This is a genomic window from Streptomyces sp. NPDC005494 (assembly GCF_042872025.1).
GTDB lineage: Bacteria > Actinomycetota > Actinomycetes > Streptomycetales > Streptomycetaceae > Streptomyces.
The window spans coordinates 35,868-55,394 of the sequence record NZ_JBIAJR010000007.1; the positions used below are offsets into that span (position 1 = coordinate 35,868).

At 71.1% G+C, this 19,527-nt stretch carries 16 protein-coding genes; 11 read left to right on the forward strand and 5 right to left on the reverse strand.

The annotated features are described in order from the left end of the window. The first annotated feature begins 543 nt into the window (after positions 1-543). From ACFYQ6_RS20780 to ACFYQ6_RS20815, 8 genes are all read left to right on the forward strand, one after another. On the forward strand, positions 544-1,590 hold the full coding sequence (locus tag ACFYQ6_RS20780) for a fatty acid desaturase family protein (protein ID WP_388764216.1): 1,047 nt from the start codon (positions 544-546) through the stop codon (positions 1,588-1,590). Positions 1,591-2,042: 452 nt separating this feature from the next. Further along, positions 2,043-2,927 (forward strand): HipA family kinase, encoded by an 885-nt coding sequence (locus ACFYQ6_RS20785; RefSeq protein ID WP_388764218.1) that lies wholly within the window; start codon positions 2,043-2,045, stop codon positions 2,925-2,927. Beyond that, positions 2,924-3,307, forward strand: a complete 384-nt coding sequence (locus ACFYQ6_RS20790; protein WP_361584225.1) for a DUF3037 domain-containing protein — start codon at positions 2,924-2,926, stop codon at positions 3,305-3,307. The genes ACFYQ6_RS20785 and ACFYQ6_RS20790 overlap by 4 nt, the downstream gene beginning before the upstream one ends. 201 nt (positions 3,308-3,508) lie before the next feature. Continuing rightward, entirely contained in the window at positions 3,509-4,270 is a 762-nt protein-coding gene (gene fabG / locus ACFYQ6_RS20795; protein WP_361584222.1) for a 3-oxoacyl-ACP reductase FabG, read from the forward strand. Positions 4,271-4,292: 22 nt separating this feature from the next. Beyond that, entirely contained in the window at positions 4,293-5,048 is a 756-nt protein-coding gene (locus ACFYQ6_RS20800; RefSeq protein ID WP_361584219.1) for an SDR family oxidoreductase, read from the forward strand. A gap of 119 nt (positions 5,049-5,167) precedes the next feature. After that, positions 5,168-6,748, forward strand: coding sequence for an ABC transporter substrate-binding protein (locus ACFYQ6_RS20805; RefSeq protein ID WP_361584216.1), 1,581 nt, complete (start codon positions 5,168-5,170; stop codon positions 6,746-6,748). 90 nt (positions 6,749-6,838) lie between these two features. Then, entirely contained in the window at positions 6,839-7,558 is a 720-nt protein-coding gene (locus ACFYQ6_RS20810; protein ID WP_361584213.1) for a uracil-DNA glycosylase, read from the forward strand. Positions 7,559-7,632: 74 nt separating this feature from the next. Further along, on the forward strand, positions 7,633-8,127 hold the full coding sequence (locus tag ACFYQ6_RS20815) for a hypothetical protein (RefSeq protein ID WP_361584211.1): 495 nt from the start codon (positions 7,633-7,635) through the stop codon (positions 8,125-8,127). Positions 8,128-8,341: 214 nt separating this feature from the next. On the opposite strand, the gene ACFYQ6_RS20820 is transcribed toward ACFYQ6_RS20815, so the two are convergent. Both ACFYQ6_RS20820 and ACFYQ6_RS20825 read right to left on the reverse strand, forming a co-directional pair. After that, on the reverse strand, positions 8,342-8,854 hold the full coding sequence (locus tag ACFYQ6_RS20820; RefSeq protein WP_361584209.1) for a DinB family protein: 513 nt from the start codon (positions 8,852-8,854) through the stop codon (positions 8,342-8,344). A 41-nt stretch (positions 8,855-8,895) separates the two neighbouring features. Next, positions 8,896-9,531 (reverse strand): TetR family transcriptional regulator, encoded by a 636-nt coding sequence (locus ACFYQ6_RS20825; RefSeq protein ID WP_361584206.1) that lies wholly within the window; start codon positions 9,529-9,531, stop codon positions 8,896-8,898. Between the two features lie 81 nt (positions 9,532-9,612). Between ACFYQ6_RS20825 and ACFYQ6_RS20830 the strand changes: the two genes are divergently transcribed. Both ACFYQ6_RS20830 and ACFYQ6_RS20835 read left to right on the forward strand, forming a co-directional pair. Further along, entirely contained in the window at positions 9,613-10,824 is a 1,212-nt protein-coding gene (locus ACFYQ6_RS20830) for an FAD-dependent monooxygenase (RefSeq protein ID WP_388764222.1), read from the forward strand. A gap of 33 nt (positions 10,825-10,857) precedes the next feature. Further along, positions 10,858-11,763, forward strand: a complete 906-nt coding sequence (locus ACFYQ6_RS20835; RefSeq protein ID WP_361584200.1) for a Gfo/Idh/MocA family oxidoreductase — start codon at positions 10,858-10,860, stop codon at positions 11,761-11,763. Here ACFYQ6_RS20835 and lnt read toward each other — a convergent pair. From lnt to ACFYQ6_RS20850, 3 genes are all read right to left on the reverse strand, one after another. Continuing rightward, positions 11,687-13,309: an apolipoprotein N-acyltransferase gene (gene lnt / locus ACFYQ6_RS20840; protein WP_388764532.1), complete on the reverse strand. Its 1,623-nt coding sequence runs from the start codon at positions 13,307-13,309 to the stop codon at positions 11,687-11,689. The genes ACFYQ6_RS20835 and lnt overlap by 77 nt on opposite strands. Positions 13,310-13,441: 132 nt before the next feature. Beyond that, entirely contained in the window at positions 13,442-13,915 is a 474-nt protein-coding gene (locus tag ACFYQ6_RS20845; RefSeq protein WP_361584197.1) for a nuclear transport factor 2 family protein, read from the reverse strand. Positions 13,916-14,084: 169 nt separating this feature from the next. Continuing rightward, the gene (locus tag ACFYQ6_RS20850; protein WP_388764224.1) at positions 14,085-14,948 is read right to left on the reverse strand and encodes a universal stress protein; all 864 of its coding nucleotides are present in this window, start codon (positions 14,946-14,948) and stop codon (positions 14,085-14,087) included. A 216-nt stretch (positions 14,949-15,164) separates the two neighbouring features. Between ACFYQ6_RS20850 and ACFYQ6_RS20855 the strand changes: the two genes are divergently transcribed. Further along, positions 15,165-19,358: a molybdopterin-dependent oxidoreductase gene (locus tag ACFYQ6_RS20855; protein WP_388764226.1), complete on the forward strand. Its 4,194-nt coding sequence runs from the start codon at positions 15,165-15,167 to the stop codon at positions 19,356-19,358. Positions 19,359-19,527: the final 169 nt, after the last annotated feature.

A 19,527-nucleotide genomic window follows, 5' to 3' on the forward strand; every position in this document is an offset into this window, starting at 1 on the left:
AGGACGTCCCGCTCGGGCGGCACGCCGCGCGTCCCCTGTCGGGGGTGGGCAGCATGCCGCGCGTCCCGGCAGGGGACATACTTTCCTTGTCAAGACAATTGTAGTTTTCGCGAGTGGTGCCCCCAGCGGAGTGATGGTCGATGGCCGCACAACCGGCCCGACCGCGCAGAGCCGGTCCGGGGCCATTCGAAGCGGACGACGAGATGCAGGACGGGACTCCATCACGCCGCGCCTCCGTCAGCGGAATGCCGAAGTTCCCGGAGCGGCTGCGGCGATGCGCTCGTCGTCGCGGTTTCCGCCGGTCAGCGACACGTGCCCGGCGACCGCTGGCACTTGCTCGCAGGGGCTTCGCCTCAGCGGCATGTCGGCCAGGCCGGCGTCCGGTGGCCGGGAGTGGGAGCGGAACGGCGGACCGAGGCGTACGTCAGTTCCGGGATTCCGGGTATGCGCAGTACTGGGAGTTCACTCACATGCCAAGTGAAGTCCGGATAAGGCATGCGTCATGTCGTGCCGCCTGACGATTACGGAAAGCGACTTCTGATCATGAACTTCTCGCAGACGGTACGTCCCCCTCCCGTGCGGGCGAGTACGGGCAGCGACTTTGCCCGGCTCTCCCGGAAGATCCAGGATGCTGGTCTGATGGACCGGCGCCCCGGGTACTACACCCTGCGCATCACGGTCGTGACGGCCATGTACGCCGCCGGGTGGACGGCCTTCGTCCTGATCGGTGACACGTGGTGGACGCTGCTGACAGCCGGTTTCCTCGCCTTCGTGTTCGGACAAGTGGCTCTGCTCGCGCACGACCTCGCCCACCGGCAGGTCTTCCGGCTGCGCAAGGCCAGCGAGGTGTCCGGGCGCGTCGCCGGAAACCTCGGCATCGGCATGGGATACGGCTGGTGGCAGGACAAGCACACCCGCCACCACGCCAACCCCAACCACGAGGACCTCGATCCCGACCTCGAACCGGACATTCTCGTCTGGACGCAGGACCAGGCCCGTGCGGCCAGGGGACTGCCGCGGCTGCTCGGCCGCTCGCAGGCGTTCGTCTTCTTTCCCCTGCTCACCCTGGAGGGGTTCAACCTGCACGTGTCCGGGGTGCGATCGCTGTTCGACGGCTCGCTCAAGCACCGCGCGTGGGAAGGGTCCCTGCTCATTGCGCACCTCGCCGCCTACCTCGGCGCGCTGTTCCTGGTGCTGCCGCCCGGCAAGGCGGTCGTGTTCCTCCTCGTCCACCAGGCCCTCTTCGGCGTCTACCTCGGATCGATCTTCGCCCCGAACCACAAAGGCATGCCGATCCTGCGAGGCGCCGACCGTCCCGACTTCCTGAGGCGCCAGGTCCTGACCTCCCGCAACGTGCGCGGAGGCCGGTTGACCGACATCGTCCTCGGCGGTCTCAACTACCAGATCGAGCACCATCTCTTCCCGAGCATGCCCAGCCCGCACCTGCGCAGAGCCCGGACCATCGTCCGCGAGTACTGCCAGGAGATCGGGGTCGGCTACCTGGAGACCAGCCTTGTCGAGTCCTACCGGCAGACCCTCGCGAGTCTCCACACGGCGGGAGCCCCCCTGAGAAGGGCGAACACCACCTGACGCCACGCCCGGCAGCCGGCACGTGGATGGTCCACGACGAAGGCCGACCGGTTCAAGCCGACGGCTACGACGTCGACCGGCCAGGGCAAGGCATCATCCCGCCACGTGCCGAGGGGGCGAAAGCCTGGCAGTGGGCGGTGGCCCCGAAGGACGGTTTCCAGGTGCTTCGGGGCCGCCGCCTCGATCATGTGGGAAGCCGGAGAGCCCGGTGTGAACCTGGCTGGGACAGTCTTCGCCGGCGATCACCCTCGGTTACTATGCTCACTTCATGCCGGAAGCTGGCAGCAAGGGGCACGGCACCGTCGACGGTCTGCTTGGGAAGCGGGGAGACCGGTTCGCCGGCCGAAACTCCCCAGGTCCTCCTCAGCACTGTTGACCCGTGATTCCCGCCTCTACGCTCCGGAGAAGTCGTCCGTGGTTTGTGAGGCTGAAAAGATGGGTGGCCTGGGAAAGTGCTAGAAGAGGTCGTAGCGACCCGCTATGTCACGCCTTTGCGTGAGGGTGGCTCGCTCCCCGGGATCGTCGAGGCCGACGACCTGGGCACGTACGTCATGAAGTTCACCGGAGCGGGGCAGGGCCGCAAGACCCTGGTAGCCGAAGTCATCTGCGGCGAGCTCGGCCGGCGGCTGGGGCTGCGGGTGCCGGAGCTGGTGACCATCCAGCTCGACCCCGTCATCGGCCTCGCCGAGCCGGACCAGGAGGTCCAGGAGCTGCTCAAGGGCAGCGCCGGGCTCAACCTGGGAATGGACTACCTTCCCGGTTCGCTCGGCTTCGATCCGCTCGCCTACGAGGTCGGGTCGGCGGAGGCGGGCAAGATCGTGTGGTTCGACGCGCTGATCAACAACGTGGACCGCTCGTGGCGCAACCCCAACATGCTCGTCTGGCACGGTGACCTGTGGCTGATCGATCACGGGGCGACGATGATCTGGCACCACAACTGGCCGGGTGCGCAGGCCTCCGCCGCCAAGCCCTACAACGCCTCCGACCACGTCCTCGCCCCGTTCGGCCCGGACATCGCGGCTGCCGCCGCCGAGCTGGCCCCGTTCGTCACGGAGGAACTCCTCACCGAGGTGGCCGCCGCCGTCCCCGACGAGTGGCTGGCGGGTGAACCCGGTTTCGAGACCACGGACCAGCTGCGCCGGGCCTACGTGGAACCTTTGCTGGCGCGCGCCGAGGGCATCCACGAGCGGATCGTCATGGAAGCACCCACCACGACCCGGCCCTCCCAGGCGCCGGGCTGGCTCACCGAGCACCTCACGGCGTGGCCCCACCCGACGAAGAAGGACCGCGCCGCCCAGGCGGACGCCGGGCGCGGCGCCGAGGAGGGTGGCCGATGAGCAGGCGGGACGTCTTCGAGTACGCGGTCCTGCGCGTCGTTCCACGTGTCGAGCGCGGTGAGTGCTTCAACGCGGGCGTGCTGGTCTACTGCCGCGCCCAGTCCTTCGTGGCCGCGCGGACCCATCTGGACGAGCACAAGCTGAAGGCCCTCGACCCGCAGGCGGACGTGCTCGGGGTACGTGCCGCGCTGCGTGCGGTGGAAGGGGTCTGCACGGGCGGTACAGCGGCGGGCCAGGCGGCCGGCGACGACCCCGGACGGCGCTTCCGCTGGCTGATCGCTCCCCGCTCGACGGTCGTCCAGCCGGGTGCCGTGCACAGCGGTCTGACCGCCGACCCGGCTGCCGAGGTCGAGCGACTGCTCGACCTGCTGGTGCGCTGATCTCCCGGACGGCGCCGCCGCTCGCGACGCGCGGGCCGCGGCGCCGTCCGGTGTGACATGCGCCCGTGCCCCCGTGTGCCGTTGACACCGGGTGCCAGGGCTTCTAGCGTCTCGTCTGCTGAAGGTACTAAGCGGTTGCTCAGTCATCGGGAACTTCCTGACGTCCGCTGAGCCGCTATCCAAGGGCGAGGAGAACCAAGCATGTCCACCACCGAGCAGCGCGTCGCCATCGTGACGGGAGCGGCACGGGGCATCGGCGCCGCCACCGCCGTACGCCTGGCGGCCGAGGGCCGCGCCGTCGCCGTACTCGACCTCGACGAGGCAGCGTGCAAGGACACGGTCGAGAAGATCACCGATGCCGGCGGCAAGGCCCTCGCCGTCGGCTGTGATGTGTCGGACAGCGCCCAGGTGGAAGCCGCCGTCGCGCGCGTCGCCGCCGAGCTCGGCGCCCCGACCATCCTCGTCAACAACGCGGGTGTGCTCCGCGACAACCTGCTCTTCAAGATGAGCGAGTCCGACTGGGACCTCGTGATGAACGTGCACCTCAAGGGCGCGTTCCTGATGGCGAAGGCCGTCCAGTCGCACATGGTGGAGGCCAAGTTCGGCCGCATCGTCTCGCTCTCCTCCTCCTCGGCGCTCGGTAACCGCGGCCAGGCCAACTACTCCGCTGTGAAGGCCGGCCTCCAGGGCTTCACCAAGACGCTCGCCAAGGAGCTCGGCAAGTTCGGCGTCACCGCCAACGCCGTGGCTCCCGGCTTCATCGTCACCGAGATGACCGCCCAGACGGCGGCCCGGGTCGGCATGGGCTTCGAGGAGTTCCAGGCCGCCGCGGCGACGCAGATCCCGGTGCAGCGAGTGGGGCGTCCCGAGGACATCGCCAACGCCATCGCCTTCTTCACCGGGGAGGACGCGGGATTCGTGTCCGGTCAGGTCATGTACGTCGCAGGCGGACCGCTCAACTGACCCCGGAAGGGCAACGGAGAACATGACTGTGCAGGACAGTGGCAAGGTCGCGCTCATCACGGGCGCGAGCCGGGGTATCGGCTACGGCATCGCCGAGGCGCTCGTCGCCCGGGGCGACAGGGTCGTCATCACGGGACGCGGCGAGGACGCGCTGAAGGAGGCCGTCGAGAAGCTCGGCGCCGACCGCGCGGTCGCCATCGCGGGCAAGGCGCACGACGTGGCGCACCAGGCGGCTGCCGTCGAGCGCGCGATGGAGGCGTTCGGCCGGGTCGACTACCTGATCAACAACGCCGGTACGAACCCCGTCTTCGGGCCCATGGCCGAGCTCGACCTCGACGTGGCCCGCAAGGTGTACGAGACCAACGTGATCTCCGCGCTCGGTTTCGCCCAGCAGACCTGGAAGGCCTGGCAGAAGGAGAACGGCGGGGCGATCGTCAACATCGCCTCGGTCGCGGGTGTCTCCGCGTCGCCGTTCATCGGCGCCTACGGGATGAGCAAGGCGGCCATGGTCAACCTGACCCTCCAGCTGGCGCACGAGTTCGCGCCGGTGGTCAGGGTCAACGCGATCGCCCCGGCCGTGGTGAAGACCAAGTTCGCGGAGGCGCTGTACGAGGGCCGTGAGGCCGAGGCCGCCGCCGCCTATCCGCTCGGCCGGCTGGGCGTCCCGCAGGACATCGGTGGGGCCGCGGCCTTCCTCACGTCCGCGCAGTCCGACTGGGTCACGGGGCAGACGCTCGTGGTCGACGGCGGCATTTTCCTGAATGCGGGCGTGGCCTGAGGTAGGCCTGCGCCAGTTTGGCCCTGATTGACTCAAGTGCCCCGCCGGACCGACGGATTGATCCGGTGGGGCGCTGCGGTATGGTCTGCCGACCCCAAGGCTGATCGAGGAGCGTGCACGTGTTCTACCGGGCCAGTCTGCAGGCTGCTGCAGCCCTTGCTTCCCTTTCTGTGCTGGCCGGCTGCGGACTGCTGTCCGACAGCAGTTCCGAGACGGACCAGCACATATCGGTCGGAACGACGAGTTCGCCCTCGACCCTTGACCCCGCGGCGGCGTGGGACGGCTCCTGGGAGCTGATGAGGAACGTCTTCCAGACCCTGGTGAGCTTCCCGACCGGCAGCACCAGCCCCGAGCCCGACGCGGCCGAGGAGTGCCGTTTCACGGACGCCACGAGCATGGCCTACCGGTGCACCCTGCGGTCCGGCCTGAAGTTCTCGAACGGGGAGAGCATCGACGCCGAGGCCGTCAAGTACTCCATCGACAGGATCGCGAAGATCAAGGTCAAGGGTGGCCCGGCCGGTCTGCTCGGATCTCTCGACCGGGTGGAGACCAAGGGCGACGACACGGTCATTTTCCACCTCTCCAAGGCGGACGCGACCTTCCCGTTCATCCTGGCCACTCCCGCCATGTCGATCGTCCCCGCGAGTGAGTACCCGGCGGACAGCATCCGCGACGACGGCAAGGTCACCGGCTCGGGGCCGTACGTCCTCGACTCGTACGAACCGGGGAGCAAGGCGGAGCTCACCAAGAACCCCGCCTACAAGGGCTTCGCCGACCGTAAGAACGACGCCGTCACGATCCGGTACTTCGACGACTCCGCCCCCATGGTGGAGGCGCTGAAGGACAAGAAGATCGACGCGACCTACCGCGGTCTGACCGCGGACGAGGTCATCGGCCTCGAGGACAACAAGAAGGACAACAACGGTCTGCAGATCGTCGAGACGGTCGGTGCCGACATCCGCTTCCTCGTCTTCAACCCGAAGGACCCGGCCTCCGGGAAGCTCGCCGTCCGTCAGGCCATCGCTCAGGTGGTGGACCGCGACGCCCTCGTGGCCAAGGTCTACCAGGGGACGGCGGAACCCCTGTACTCGATGGTCCCCAAGGGTATCGCCGGGCACACCACCAGCTTCTTCGACTCCTACGGTGACCCTGACACGGCCAAGGCCAAGAAGATCCTCGCCGATGCGGGGATCACCGAGCCCGTCGAGATGACCTTCTGGTACACCACGGACCGCTACGGCTCCTCCACCGCTCCGGAGTTCGCCGAGCTCAAGCGCCAGCTGGAGGCGTCCGGCATGTTCCGGATCACGCTGAAGAGCGCGCCGTGGAAGACGTTCCAGGAAGGCTTCACCAAGGGCGACTACCCGGTCTTCGGCCGAGGCTGGTTCCCCGACTTCCCGGACCCCGACAACTTCATCGCCCCCTTCGTGGGGCAGGACAGTGTCACCGGCACCCCCTACCTGACCGACGAGATCACCAAGGACCTGCTGCCCTCCTCCCGCAAGGAGAGCGACCGCGGTGCCGTGTCCCAGCAGTTCCGGCGGGCCCAGGAGATCCTCGTCAAGGACGTGCGGCTGCTGCCGCTGTGGCAGGGCAAGCTGTACGTGGCGGCGGGTGAGGACATCGGCGGCGGAGAGCGCGCGCTCGACCCGCAGACCGTCATGCAGATGTGGGAGCTGTACCGCAAGACCAGCTGGTAGGCGGGCGGCGGCAGGCTCGGCGGGGGCGTTGTCAGTGGCTGCCGGTAGGTTCTGTGGTCAAGAACCGATTGCTTACCGGAGGTTGTGGACGTGACCGACACCGACCTGCTGCCCGAGTCCTGGCGCGGCGTCCTCGGCGAAGAGCTGCAGAAGCCCTACTTCAAGGAGCTCATGGACTTCGTCGAGGAGGAGCGGGCCAGGGGGCCGGTGTATCCGCCGCGCGAGCAGGTCTTCGCCGCCCTGGAGGCCACGCCGTACGACCGTGTGAAGGTGCTCGTCCTCGGCCAGGACCCGTACCACGGCGAGGGCCAGGGGCACGGCCTGTGCTTCTCGGTCAGGCCCGGCGTCAAGACGCCCCCCTCGCTGCGCAACATCTACAAGGAGATGAACGACGAGCTCGGCCTGCCGGTCCCGGACAACGGATATCTGATGCCGTGGGCCGAGCAGGGCGTCCTGCTGCTCAACGCGGTGCTGACGGTCCGCGGAGGCGAGGCCAACTCGCACAAGGCCAAGGGCTGGGAGAAGGTCACCGACGCCGTGATCCGCGCCGTCGCGGAGCGGCCCGACCCGGCCGTCTTCGTCCTCTGGGGCAACTACGCCCAGAAGAAGATCCCGCTGATCGACCAGGAGCGTCACGTAGTGGTCAAGGGTGCGCACCCCTCGCCGCTCTCCGCCAAGAAGTGGTTCGGCTCCCGCCCCTTCACCCAGATCAACGAGGCCGTCGCGGCGCAGGGCCACGAGCCCATCGACTGGCGCATCCCGGACCTGGGCCTCCAGGCGAACCGGCCGGCGGCTCAGGCCCGCGCCTGAGCGGGTTTGCCGGTGGCTGCGGCTAGCGTCTGAGCGACCGGAACAGGCCGGCGGTGATCAGGGAGACCTCTGTCGTGGAGCAGCGGGAAGCGTCGGGGGACGTCGTCATGACCAGGATCGGCCAGGCGATCATGCTGCTTCACGCAGGTGACAGGGAAGAGGCCCGCAATCGTTTCGGGGTCATCTGGTCGGAGATCGGGGAAGACGGTGACGCCCTGCACCGCTGCACCCTCGCGCACTACATGGCCGACACCCAGGATGATCCCGGGGACGAGCTCGCCTGGGACCTCCGGGCGCTGACGGCCGCGGAGGGGCTGGGTGAGGGGGCGGCCCCGGAGCCGGCCGGAGAGCATCCCGACGCGTCCGCGGTGCGGGCCTTCTTCCCCTCGCTGCACCTGAACCTCGCGGCGGACTACCTCAAGCTCCAGCGCTTCGAGGCGGCCCGGCTCCATCTTGACCGGGCGTGGGACGCGGCCGGAGTGCTGGAGCGGGACGACTACGGCGGATCGGTCCGCGCGGCCATCGGGCGTATGGAGCAGCGGCTGCGAGGCGGCGCTGCGGGGCCCTGAAGGGCAGTGTGCGGGGCCCCGGGTACTGAGGGACCGGCGATCCCGACCTGACAGGGCGGCCCCGCGGGTCAGGGGTTCAGGCTGGGGCCCGCGTGGCGGGGGGAGCGGGCCCGGACGGCCTCGTGCCCCCGTCCCGGGGCGCCCACCCGCCACGGGCGCTCACGCGGCCCGGGCGCTCACGCGGCCCGGGCGCTCACGCGGCCCGGGGCCGGCCCTACTCTCCGGTCGCGCCGTCGATCCGTTCCCGTACGAGGTCGGCGTGACCGTTGTGCCGGGCGTACTCCTCGATCATGTGCGTGTAGATCCACCGCAGGCTGAACGGCTTGCCCTGCCTGCCCACGCCGACCGACAGGCCGTCGAGTTCTACCTTCGCGGCGTTGGCCCTGGCCGCCTCGATCTCCGCGAGCCACGTCGCCCTGGCCTCGTCCCAGGTGTCCGCCTCGGTCAGGTGGAACTCCCCGTCGGGGTCCTCGTCCGTCCCGTAGATCGGGGGCAGGTCCTCGCCGGCCAGCACCTCGCGGAACCAGCCGCGCTCGTTCTCCGCCAGGTGACGTACGAGACCGAGCAGGGTGAATTCCGACGGAGGTACGGAGGCCTCCCGCAGCTGCGCGTCGGTGAGTCCCTCGCACTTCATGGCCAGAGTCGCGCGGTGGTAGTCGAGCCAGCCTTCGAGCATCTGCCGCTCGGCCGCGTCGAGCGCGGGCGCGGAGCGTTCTTCTGTCGTCATACGGGTCATCCTCGCGCAGTGACGAACAGCGCCACCAGCGTTCAGCCGGGCGTTCCGCCGAGCATCCCGCGCAGCAGTTCGGCGCAGCCCGTGCGCAACTCCGCCTCGGTCGGCACGGCCCGATGGTACGAACCCACAGCGCAGGCGAACATCATTCCCTCCGCCCACGCCACGACCGACAGCGCGTGCCGCTCCGGGTCGGCCGAACCCGCCGCTGCCATCAGAGCCGTCAGGGGTTCGCGGAAGCGTCTGCCCGCATCGTCGTAGAACGCCCGCAGGGCGGGGCGGCGGGTGGCCTCCAGGGCGAGTTCGTAGCGGCAGACGACGAGTTCGGGCCTGCCGGTCAGATACCGGTGCAGAGCTGCCGCCAGCCCCGCGGCGGCCCCGTCCGGATCACCGCTCGCAAGGAGTTCCCCGGGGGCGAGCACCCGTGCCTCCAGCTCCGCGAGCCGCCGCACGGCGGCCTCCAGCAGGGCCTCGCGGGTGCGGGCGTGGTTGGACGTCGACCCCTGGGGGAGTCCGGCCCTCTCGTCCACCGCCCGGTGCGTGAGGCCGCGCATGCCGCGCTCGGCGAGGAGCGCGAGCGCGGCGTCGGCGATCAGCTCGGTGCGGGAGGAGGCGGAGGGCCTGGTGGCGGCCCCTGGGGCGGAGCGCGTCGGAGTGGGGCGCGTGGACATGGGAACAATCTACCGCGCCCCACTACATCTGTAGTAACGTGAAGGTGCTACTACAGATGTAGTCCGGAGGAGGGTTCAGTCATGGCGACGTCCCGAGCAGTGGTCATCGGCAGCGGAATCGGCGGGCTCACCGTCGCCGCGGCGCTGCACCGGAGCGGGTGGCACGTCACCGTGCTCGAACGCGCGTCCTCACTGGAGCCCATCGGGGCGGGCATCAGCCTCGCCCCCAACTCCCAGCGCGCCCTCGACGCCATCGGGGCCGGCGACGAGGTCAGATCCCTCGCGGCCTGGCAGGGCGACGGGGGCATGCGCACGCCCTCCGGGCGGTGGCTCGCCCGCACCGACAGCGCCGCCGCGGCCGAACGCTTCGGAGGGCCGCTCGTCCTCCTGCGCCGCTCCGCGCTCATCGATCTGCTCCGCGCCCGGTTCCCGGAGTCCACCGTGCGTACCGGCGCCGCGGCGCAGCTCGTCGATCCGGGCCGCGTGGGCGGAAGCCCGGCCGTGGTCAGGACGCCGGCCGGGGACATCGAGGGCGATCTGGTCGTCGGCGCCGACGGAATCGGCTCGTCGGTCCGTACCGCGCTCTTCCCTCGGCACCCCGGACCGTCGTACAGCGGATTCACCACCTGGCGCGTCCTCGCACCTCCGCTCGGACGGACCTTCACCTCTCACGAGACCTGGGGCCGGGGCTCGCTGTGGGGCAGCCACCCGCTGAAGGACGGCTGGACCTACGCCTATGCCGCGGCCACCGCCCCGGCCGGAGCGCGTGCCGCGGACGACGAGAAGGCCGAACTGCTGCGCCGGTTCGGCGACTGGCACGACCCGGTGCCGGCCATCATCGGGGCGGTCGAGCCCGCCCAGGTCCTGCGCCACGACGTGCACCAGATGACCGATCCCCTGCCCGCCTACCACCGGGGCCGCACCGCGCTCCTCGGCGACGCCGCCCACGCCATGGCGCCCACACTGGGCCAGGGCGGCAACCAGGCCATCGAGGACGCGATCGTGCTCGCCCACCACGTGACACCGGACGCCGACCTCGGTGCCGGACTCGCCGCGTACAGTGCCGCACGGCAGCCGCGCACCACCGCCATCGTCCGCAAGGCGGCACGGCTCTCCCGCATGATGCAGCTGTCCGGCGCCCCGGCGGTCGCCCTCCGCGACGGGCTGATGTCCACCGTCTCCCGCCTCGGTCCCGGGCTCGTGCTCCGCACCTTCGACGGTATCGCCGACTGGCAGCCGCCCCGTCGCCCGTATGCTGCCGGAACCAGGGAGGGACAGACGACGCGACCGTGACGGTGCCCTGGTCGAAGCGACAGGGAGAACCTCGTGAAGGTCGGCTGCATCGGGCTCGGCGACATCGCGCAGAAGGCGTATCTGCCGGTACTGACGACCCTGCCCGGCGTCGAACTGCATCTGCAGACCCGGACCCCCGCCACCCTGGCGGCCGTCGCGGCCGCCCACCGCATCCCCGCGGACCGGTGCCACGAGGACCTGGACTCGCTCCTGGCCCAAGGGCTGGACGCCGCATTCGTGCACGCGCCCACCTCGGCACACGCGGAGATCACCCGCCGGCTGCTCGAAGCAGGCGTCCCCACCTACGTGGACAAGCCCCTCGCCTACGAGATCGCCGACTCCGAGCGGCTGGTGGCCCTCGCCGAGGAGCTCGGCGTCACGCTCACGGTCGGGTTCAACCGCCGGCTCGCCCCGTCGTACGCCCAGTGCGCCGAGCACCCGCGCGAGCTGATCCTCCTGCAGAAGAACCGGGTGGGCCTGCCCGAGGACCCGCGCACCATGGTGCTGGACGACTTCATCCATGTCGTCGACACCCTGCGCTTCCTGGTGCCCGGCCCCGTCTCGCACGTCACCGTCCGGGCACGGATCGCCGAGGGGCTCATGCACCACGTGGTGCTCCAGCTGTCCGGAGACGGATTCACCGCCATCGGCATGATGAACCGGCTCAACGGATCGACCGAGGAGATCCTCGAGGTCTCGGGCCAGGACACCAAACGGCAGGTGCTCAACCTCGCCGACGTCATCGACCACAAGGGCCAGCCGACCCTGAGGCGACGCGGCGACTGGGTGCCGGTGGCCCGCCAGCGGGGCATCGAGCAGAGCGTGGTGTCCTTCCTGGACGCCGTCAGGTCCGGCGTGCTGCTCAGCGCCCGGGACGCTCTGGAGACCCACCGGCTGTGCGAGCGCGTGGTTCTGGACTCTCTGGAGCAGGCGTCCTGAGGGACCGCACTCCCGCCGCGCCGAAGAAAGCGGCCAGCACCGCGAGCGCGCCGTACACGGGCCAGGCGCCCAGCCGCACGAAGAGCGTGGTGCCCCGGGCGAGCGGGACGTCGTAGACGACGGCCTCGCTCGCGTCCGTACCGAGCGGGGCGCCCAGGCGCGCGCCATCGGCGCCGTACACCGCGCTCACGCCGGTGAGCGTCGCGTGCACCAGCGGGCGGCCCGTCTCAGCCGCGCGCAGCGCGCCCAGCGAGGCGTGTTGCTCAGGAGCCCAGCTGTGCTGGAACGTCGAGGTGGACGACTGGGCCACCAGCAGCTGGGCCCCGTCCTTCGTCAGCTGCCGGCTCATGTCGGGAAAGGCCGACTCGAAGCAGACCAGCGGTCCCAGCCGCAGCCCGTCCGGCAGCTCCATCACCACGGGTTCGCTGCCGCGCAGCCGGTCCTCGCCCGCCGCCTTGCCCACCGAGGTGGCCCAGCCCAGCAGCGCACGCGCCGGAACGTACTCACCGAACGGCACCAGGCGCATCTTGTCGTAGCGGTCCCCGGTCGGGCCGTCCGGTCCGACCAGCACAGCGGACTTGTAGATCCCGGCCCGCGCGGGACCGTCCGTGCGCCGGGCGTCCATGTTGACCAGCACATCGGCCCCGACCAGGCGCGAAACCGCGGCGACACGGTCCGCCGCCTCCGGGTGCCGGGAGAGGTCCACCCCCACGCTGCTCTCGCCCCAGACCACCAGGTCCACGTCACGGCCGGCCAGGCCACGGGTGAGCTCCTCGCCGCGCGTCAACCGGCGTTCGATGCTGCCGGGCCCCTCGACGACACCCGGCTGCACCACGGCGACCCGGACCGGTCCGCTCTCCTCGGGCCGCGGCGCCCACGCCACCGTCGCCCCCACGGCCACCGCACCCGCCACCAGACACGCCCCGGCCGCTCTGCGAGCCGAAGGAACGGCGAACAGCAGGACCAGCGCCGTGTTCGTGGCCACCACTCCCAGACTGACCAGCCACACGCCTCCCACCGAAGCGACCCGAAGCGCCGGCGGAACCTCCCACTGGCTGGCGCCCAGCAGCCCCCAAGGGCCGCCGAGCCCTTCCCAGGAACGGACGAGTTCGATCATCAGCCATCCGGAGGGCACCACCGCCACAGCGGCCACGGAGCGCGGGACGGACGGCGACCCGCCGAGGAGCCGGGCCACCAGCACACCCCACGGCGCCCACAGCAGCCCCAGCAGGGCCGCGAGCACCACGATGAACACATGGAGGCTCGGCATCAGCCACTGGTGCACCGCGAGCATGAATCCCATGCCCCCGACCCAGCCGTCGGCAGCCGCACGGCGCCAGGTGGCCGCCGACCGGATCAGCAGCATCCAGGGCACCAGCGCGACGTAGGCGAACCACCAGAGCGAGGGCGCGGGAAACGCCAGCGCGGGCAGGGCGCCCGCGCACAGCGCCGCGACGCCCCGGGCGGTGCGCGAGTTCAGCAGCCGCTCGCCAGGCCGTACGCCTCCCTCGCCCCGCCGTCCGTCCGCAAGCCGCCCGACCCGCATCGGCACGCATCTCCTTCTCGCCGGTTCTGCGCCTGGTCCCCAGTGTGGTGCAGAAGATCAGCGGCGCCCAGAGGGCGTGCCGGGCCGCCGGGGCGGGCAACGCCTCCCCAGGGTCGCGCGGCGGGCGGTGGATCAGCCCGCGGTGGCCGCCCCGGGCGCGTACCGCCACTTGCGGAGCGCGGAGAGGGACAGGAGCCGCCAGCCCGCTTCCGTACGCCGCAGGTCGAAGACGTAGCGACCCCCGGTGACCACGGTGGGGACGCTCCCGCCGTCACCTGTCTCCGGGCCCATCGGGCTCAGGTAGTCGGCCCGGACCTGGGCCAGGTCGCCGGGGTAGCCGCCCAGATCCTGGAGCTCCAGGCAGCGGTTGACGATCAGGTGCTGGCGGGCGGGAAAGGGCCGCAGGCTCTCCGACAGCCACCGCACGGCCTCGGTGGCCGGCCCCTCGGGCCCGCCCGCCCCCCGGTAGTCGGCGCGCCCGTCCGGTGTGAACAGGGCGCCCAGGTCGTCCCAGGCGCCGTCGTCCACCGCGGCGGCGTAATCGGTGATCACTGCATCGATGGAGATCCGGTCCATCACCGTCGCGAGAGCCACGCGCTGTGTCATCGCCCAAGTCTCGTCCCGTGGGAGCGGCAGGCCAAGAGCCGCGCACGGCCCGCTCCTCGCGCGCACAGTCCACGCCCCGCACCGGCACGCCGTACGCCGGCACTCCCCGCACCGGCACTCCCCACACCGGCAACGGAATCGGGCCCGGGACCGGCCTCCCGCGGCACGCTCAGGTGGGAATGACGGCCACAGGGCCCAGGGCGTGCGTCACCGTCGTCTGCGCGACGGGGGAGAGCCCGAGGCCGAGGGACTCACCGCCCCTGCGCCGCCCGACCACGGTCAGCGCCGCTGTGGCCGACGCCGTGACCAGCGTGCGCGAGGCCGAGCCCCGCACCGGTTCACGCACGACGTCGAGCTGTGGGTACCTCTCGCGCCGGCCCGCCGTGAGCTCCGCCAGGGCCCGCCCCGCCGAGGCCGCTGCCGCGTCGGTGTCGAACACCGGGCCACCGGACAGCATCGACGAGAACATCGTCCACCCGTGGACCAGGCGCAGCCGCGCACCCGGTCTCCTCGCGGCGGTCTCGAAGGCGAAGTCCAGGACCGCCCCACTGCTCTCGTCGGCGGCCACCCCCGCGACGATGTCGGGGAAGCTCTCCGCCGCGTCGCCCTCGCTCTCGTCGGTCCGGCCGGTGTGCACGACCACGACCGGACACCGCGCCATCGAGGCGGTGGCCAGGCTGTTGGAGCCGATCATGAGCGACCGGAACCCGCCCAGCCCCCGCGAGCCGACGACCACCATCGACGCGTCCCGGCTCAGCGAGATCAGCGCGGCCGAAGGGAAGTCCAGCGGGGTCAGCGTCGAGGTGCGCAGTCCGGGCGCCAGCCGCGAGGCCCGCAGCACACCCTGCGCGAGCAGCTCCTCGGCCTCCCGCAGCACGCCCTCCTCGTCCTTGCGCCGAGTGGGTGGCCGCACGTGCACGATCAGGAGCGGCAGACCGCGGAGCACGGCCTCGGCAGCGGCCCAGTCGAGCGCCTCCCAGCTGTGCGCGGAACCGTCCACCGCTGCGATCACGGGAAGGGCGTCGGCGGTCATGAATCCTCCACGGAGGTCGGAGATCTCCCGGGCCGGGGCGGGCCGGCCCGCCATCGCGATTATGGCCCGGCCACGGGGGCCCGGCGCGGCGGGCCTCACCGGCGGCTCCTGGCCGCTGTGCAAGGGACGTAACCACGCTTGATCGTCCGGCGTGACACCCGGGAAACGGACGTTTCGTACGGTCGCGGTGTCAGCGTCCCCCATGAAAGGCCGTCCATGAGCGTGCCGAACCCGCAGCCGGACACCCCCGCCCAGGTGCGGACGGTCTGCTCGTACTGCGGTGTCGGCTGCGGGATCGTCCTGGACATCGGCAAGGGGCCGGACGGACGGCGCACCGTCCTGAAGGCCGCAGGCGACAAGGCCCACCCCACGAACGGCGGGCGGCTCTGCACCAAGGGGGCGACGAGCGCCGAGATGCTGGCCGCTCCCGGCCGGCTCACGACGGCGCTGGTGCGTGCGGACCGCAGCGAGGAACCGGCGCCGCTGCCCATGGAGGCCGCGATATCACGGACCGCGCGGCGGCTGCGCGCGATCGTCGACGAGCACGGGCCGGACGCGCTGGCCCTCTACGTCTCCGGGCAGATGACGCTGGAGGCGCAGTACCTCGCGAACAAGCTGGCCAAGGGCTTCGTCCGCACCAGCTGGATCGAATCGAACTCCCGGCTCTGCATGGCCGGCGCCGGCACCGGCTACAAACTCTCCCTGGGCGCCGACGGCCCGCCGGGCTCGTACGACGACTTCGAGCACGCCGACACCTTCTTCGTCATCGGCTCGAACATGGCGGACTGCCACCCCATCCTCTTCCTCCGCCTCATGGAACGGGTGAAGGCCGGCGCGAAGCTCATCGTCGTCGACCCCCGGCGCAACGCCACCGCCGACAAGGCCGACCTGTTCCTGCGGATACGCCCGGGGACCGATCTCGCGCTGCTCAACGGCGTCATGCACCTCCTCGTCGAGAACGGCCACACCGACCCGGAGTTCATCGCCGAACACACCGAGGGCTGGGAGGCGATGCCCGGCTTCCTGCGGGACTACACGCCCGCCGCCGTCGCGGAGATCACCGGCATCCCCGAGGACGACATCCGTCTCGCCGCCCGCTGGATCGGCGAGGCGGGCGAGTGGATGAGCTGCTGGACCATGGGCCTCAACCAGAGCACCCACGGCACCTGGAACACCAACGCCCTGATCAACCTCCACCTGGCCACCGGCGCCATCTGCCGGCCCGGCAGCGGCCCCTTCTCGCTCACCGGCCAGCCCAACGCCATGGGCGGTCGCGAGATGGGCTACATGGGCCCCGGACTGCCCGGACAGCGCGCCCTGCAGTCCGACGACGAACGGTCCCAGGTCGAGGAGCTGTGGGACCTCGCACCCGGAACCCTGCGGACCGACACCGCGGGCGCCGGGACCGTCGAGATGTTCCGGAGGATGGCCGACGGGCAGATCAAGGCCTGCTGGATCATCTGCACCAACCCGGTGGCATCCGTGGCCAACCGGCGAACCGTCATCGAGGGCCTTGAGGCGGCGGAGTTCGTCGTCACTCAGGACGTGTTCGCCGACACCGAGACCAACGCCTACGCCGATGTCTCCCTGCCCGCCGCGCTCTGGGGCGAGGCCGAGGGCGTCATGGTCAACTCGGAACGCAGCCTCACCCTCGCCCGGCAGGCCGTCGACGCGCCGGGAGAAGCCTGGCCGGACTGGCGGATCATCGCCAGGATCGCCTGCGAGATGGGGTACGAGGAGGCCTTCGACTACAGCGAAGCGGAGGAGATCTTCGAGGAGATCAAGCGCGCCCACAACCCGCGCACGGGCTACGACCTGCGCGGGGTCAGTTACGAGAGGCTGCGACGGACACCCGTCCAGTGGCCCAGTGCCGACCCGGACGGCCCCGCCCGCAATCCGGTCCGCTACATCAACGACGGGGTCAGCCAGTCCCTCACGGTCCGCCCGGACGGGAGCGTGCCCCGGCTGGCCTTCCCCACGCCGAGCGGGCGCGCGGTGTTCCACGCCCGGCCGCACATGCCGGCCGCCGAGATGCCCGACGACGACTTCCCTTACGTGCTCAACACCGGCCGTCTGCAGCACCAGTGGCACACCCTCACCAAGACCGGCAAGGTCGCCAAGCTCAACCGGCTGAACCCCGGCCCCTTCGTGGAGATCAGCCCGCAGGACGCCGAAGCCCTCGGGATCGGGGAGGGCGACTCGGTCGAGGTCGCCTCGCGGCGTGGCCGGGCCGTCCTGCCCGCCGTCGTGACCGACCGTGTGCGGCCCGGTGACTGCTTCGCGCCCTTCCACTGGAACGACCTCTTCGGGGAGTACCTCAGTGTCAACGCGGTCACCAACGACGCCGTCGACCCGATCTCCCTCCAGCCCGAGTTCAAGGTCTGCGCCGTGACCCTGGCGAAGGTCGCCGCCGTGGCCCCCACGCCGTCGAAGGCCGCCGCCGTGGTCCCCGCGCCCGTGGGGGTGCCCGCCGTTCTCGCGGGGGAGCCCGGGGCCGCCGCCCCCTCGTCGAGCGCCCTCGCCGGAGTCTTCGGTGTCGCCGAGACGGCCCCTCCCGTACTGGCCGAGCACGAACGCCGCTACCTGTCGGGGTTCCTGGCCGGGCTCTCCACGAGGACCGGAGGAACTCCCGTGCTGCCCGCGCACGCGCCGTTCGCCCCTGAGCACGCCCTGTGGGTCAACGGGGTGCTGGCCGGCATGTTCTCGCGGATCCCGGCCGACGCGGCCGACGAGCACACCCCTGCCGTCCCCGCCCCGGATGCCGCACCCGGCCGGCAGATCGTGGTCCTGTGGGCGTCGCAGACCGGCAACGCCGAGGAGGTAGCCGCGGCGACAGCCCGGCGGCTGACCGCCGAGGGCCGGGCGGCGACCCTCGTGGGGATGGACGACAGCCCTTTGGACACACTCCCGCGGACCGCCGATCTGCTCGTCGTGACCAGCACCTTCGGTGACGGGGACGCGCCGGACAACGGCTCCGGCTTCTGGGAGTCCCTCAACGCGCCCGGGACCCCTCGCCTGGACGGCGTGCGGTACGCCGTACTCGCCCTGGGGGATTCCTCGTACGACGACTTCTGCGGGCACGGCAGACGGCTCGACGAGCGCTTCGGCGAACTGGGCGCCGTACGCCTCGTACCGCGCACGGACTGCGAGCCCGACTACGAGGAGCCGGCGGACCGGTGGCTCGACGACGTGTCCGCCGCCCTGAGCGCCCCCGCGGCGCCCGATGTCCTCGGAGCCCCCGAGGTGCGGGCGACCCCCTCCGCGTCTGCCGTCGCTCCGGTGACCGCCCGCTCCGCCAGGACCGCCGTCGGGCGGTTGGCCGGCAACACCCTGCTCAGCCTCCCAGGGGCCGCCAAGGAGGTACGCCAGTTCACCTTCGACACACGAGAGAGCCCCGTGCCTCTCACGTACGAGGCGGGGGACGCACTCGGGGTCGAACCGCTGAACTGTCCGGAACTCGTGGCGGAATGGCTCGCCGTCACCGGCCTGGACCCGGCGGAGGCGGTCGAGGTGGCGGGCATCGGGTCCGTCCCGCTCGGCGAGGCACTCCACCGCCACCTGGACATCGCCCGGATCACGCCGGGCCTGCTGCGCCTGGTCTGCGACCGTACGCAGGACCGCACCCTCAAGAAGCTCCTGCGCCCCGACAACAAGGGCGAACTCGCCCAGTGGACCTGGGGACGACAGGCCGTCGACGTCATCGCCGAGCACTCCGCCCGCGCCACGGCGGCCGAGTGGGCCGGCGTCCTCAAGCGACTCAGGCCGAGGCTCTACTCCATATCCTCCAGCCCTCTCACCGACCCCGGCCTCGTCCGGCTGACCGTCTCGGTGGTCCGGTACGAGAACCGGCACGGGCACCTGCGCAAGGGCGTGGCGTCCACCTTCCTCGCCGACGCACCGGAAGGCAGCTCCGTCCCGCTCTTCGTCCAGCGCGCCCCTCACTTCCGTCCGCCCGCCGATCCCGCCACCCCCATGGTGATGGTCGGCCCCGGCACGGGTGTCGCCCCGTTCGTCGGATTCCTCGACGAACGGCGGGCCCTCGGCCACCGGGCCCCCAACTGGCTGTTCTTCGGCGAGCAGCGCAAGGACACCGACTTCTACTACCGGGACGAACTCGACTCCCTCCGCCGGGAGGGAACCCTGACCCGCCTCGACACCGCGTTCTCCCGGGACCAGCGAGCCAAGATCTACGTCCAGGACCGGATGCGCGAGCACGGCGCCCAGCTCTGGTCCTGGCTCCAGGACGGCGCCCACTTCTACGTCTGCGGCGACGCCTCTCGGATGGCGAAGGACGTGGACCGGGCGCTGCGGGACATCGCCGTGGCCCACGGGGGACTCCAGGAGGACGCCGCCGCCGTCTACGTCAAGCAGCTCGCCGCCGACAAGCGATACGTGCGCGACGTGTACTGAACCCGGCTGCCGGGCTGCCCGCCCCTCGGCACCACGCGAGGTCTCAGGCCCTCGGCACGGCGCGAGGTCTCAGGCCCTCGGCACCGTGCGAGGATTCAGGCCCCGGCATGGCGCGAGGACTCAGGCCCTCGGCACCGCGCGAGGTCTCAGGCCCCGGCATGGCGCGAGG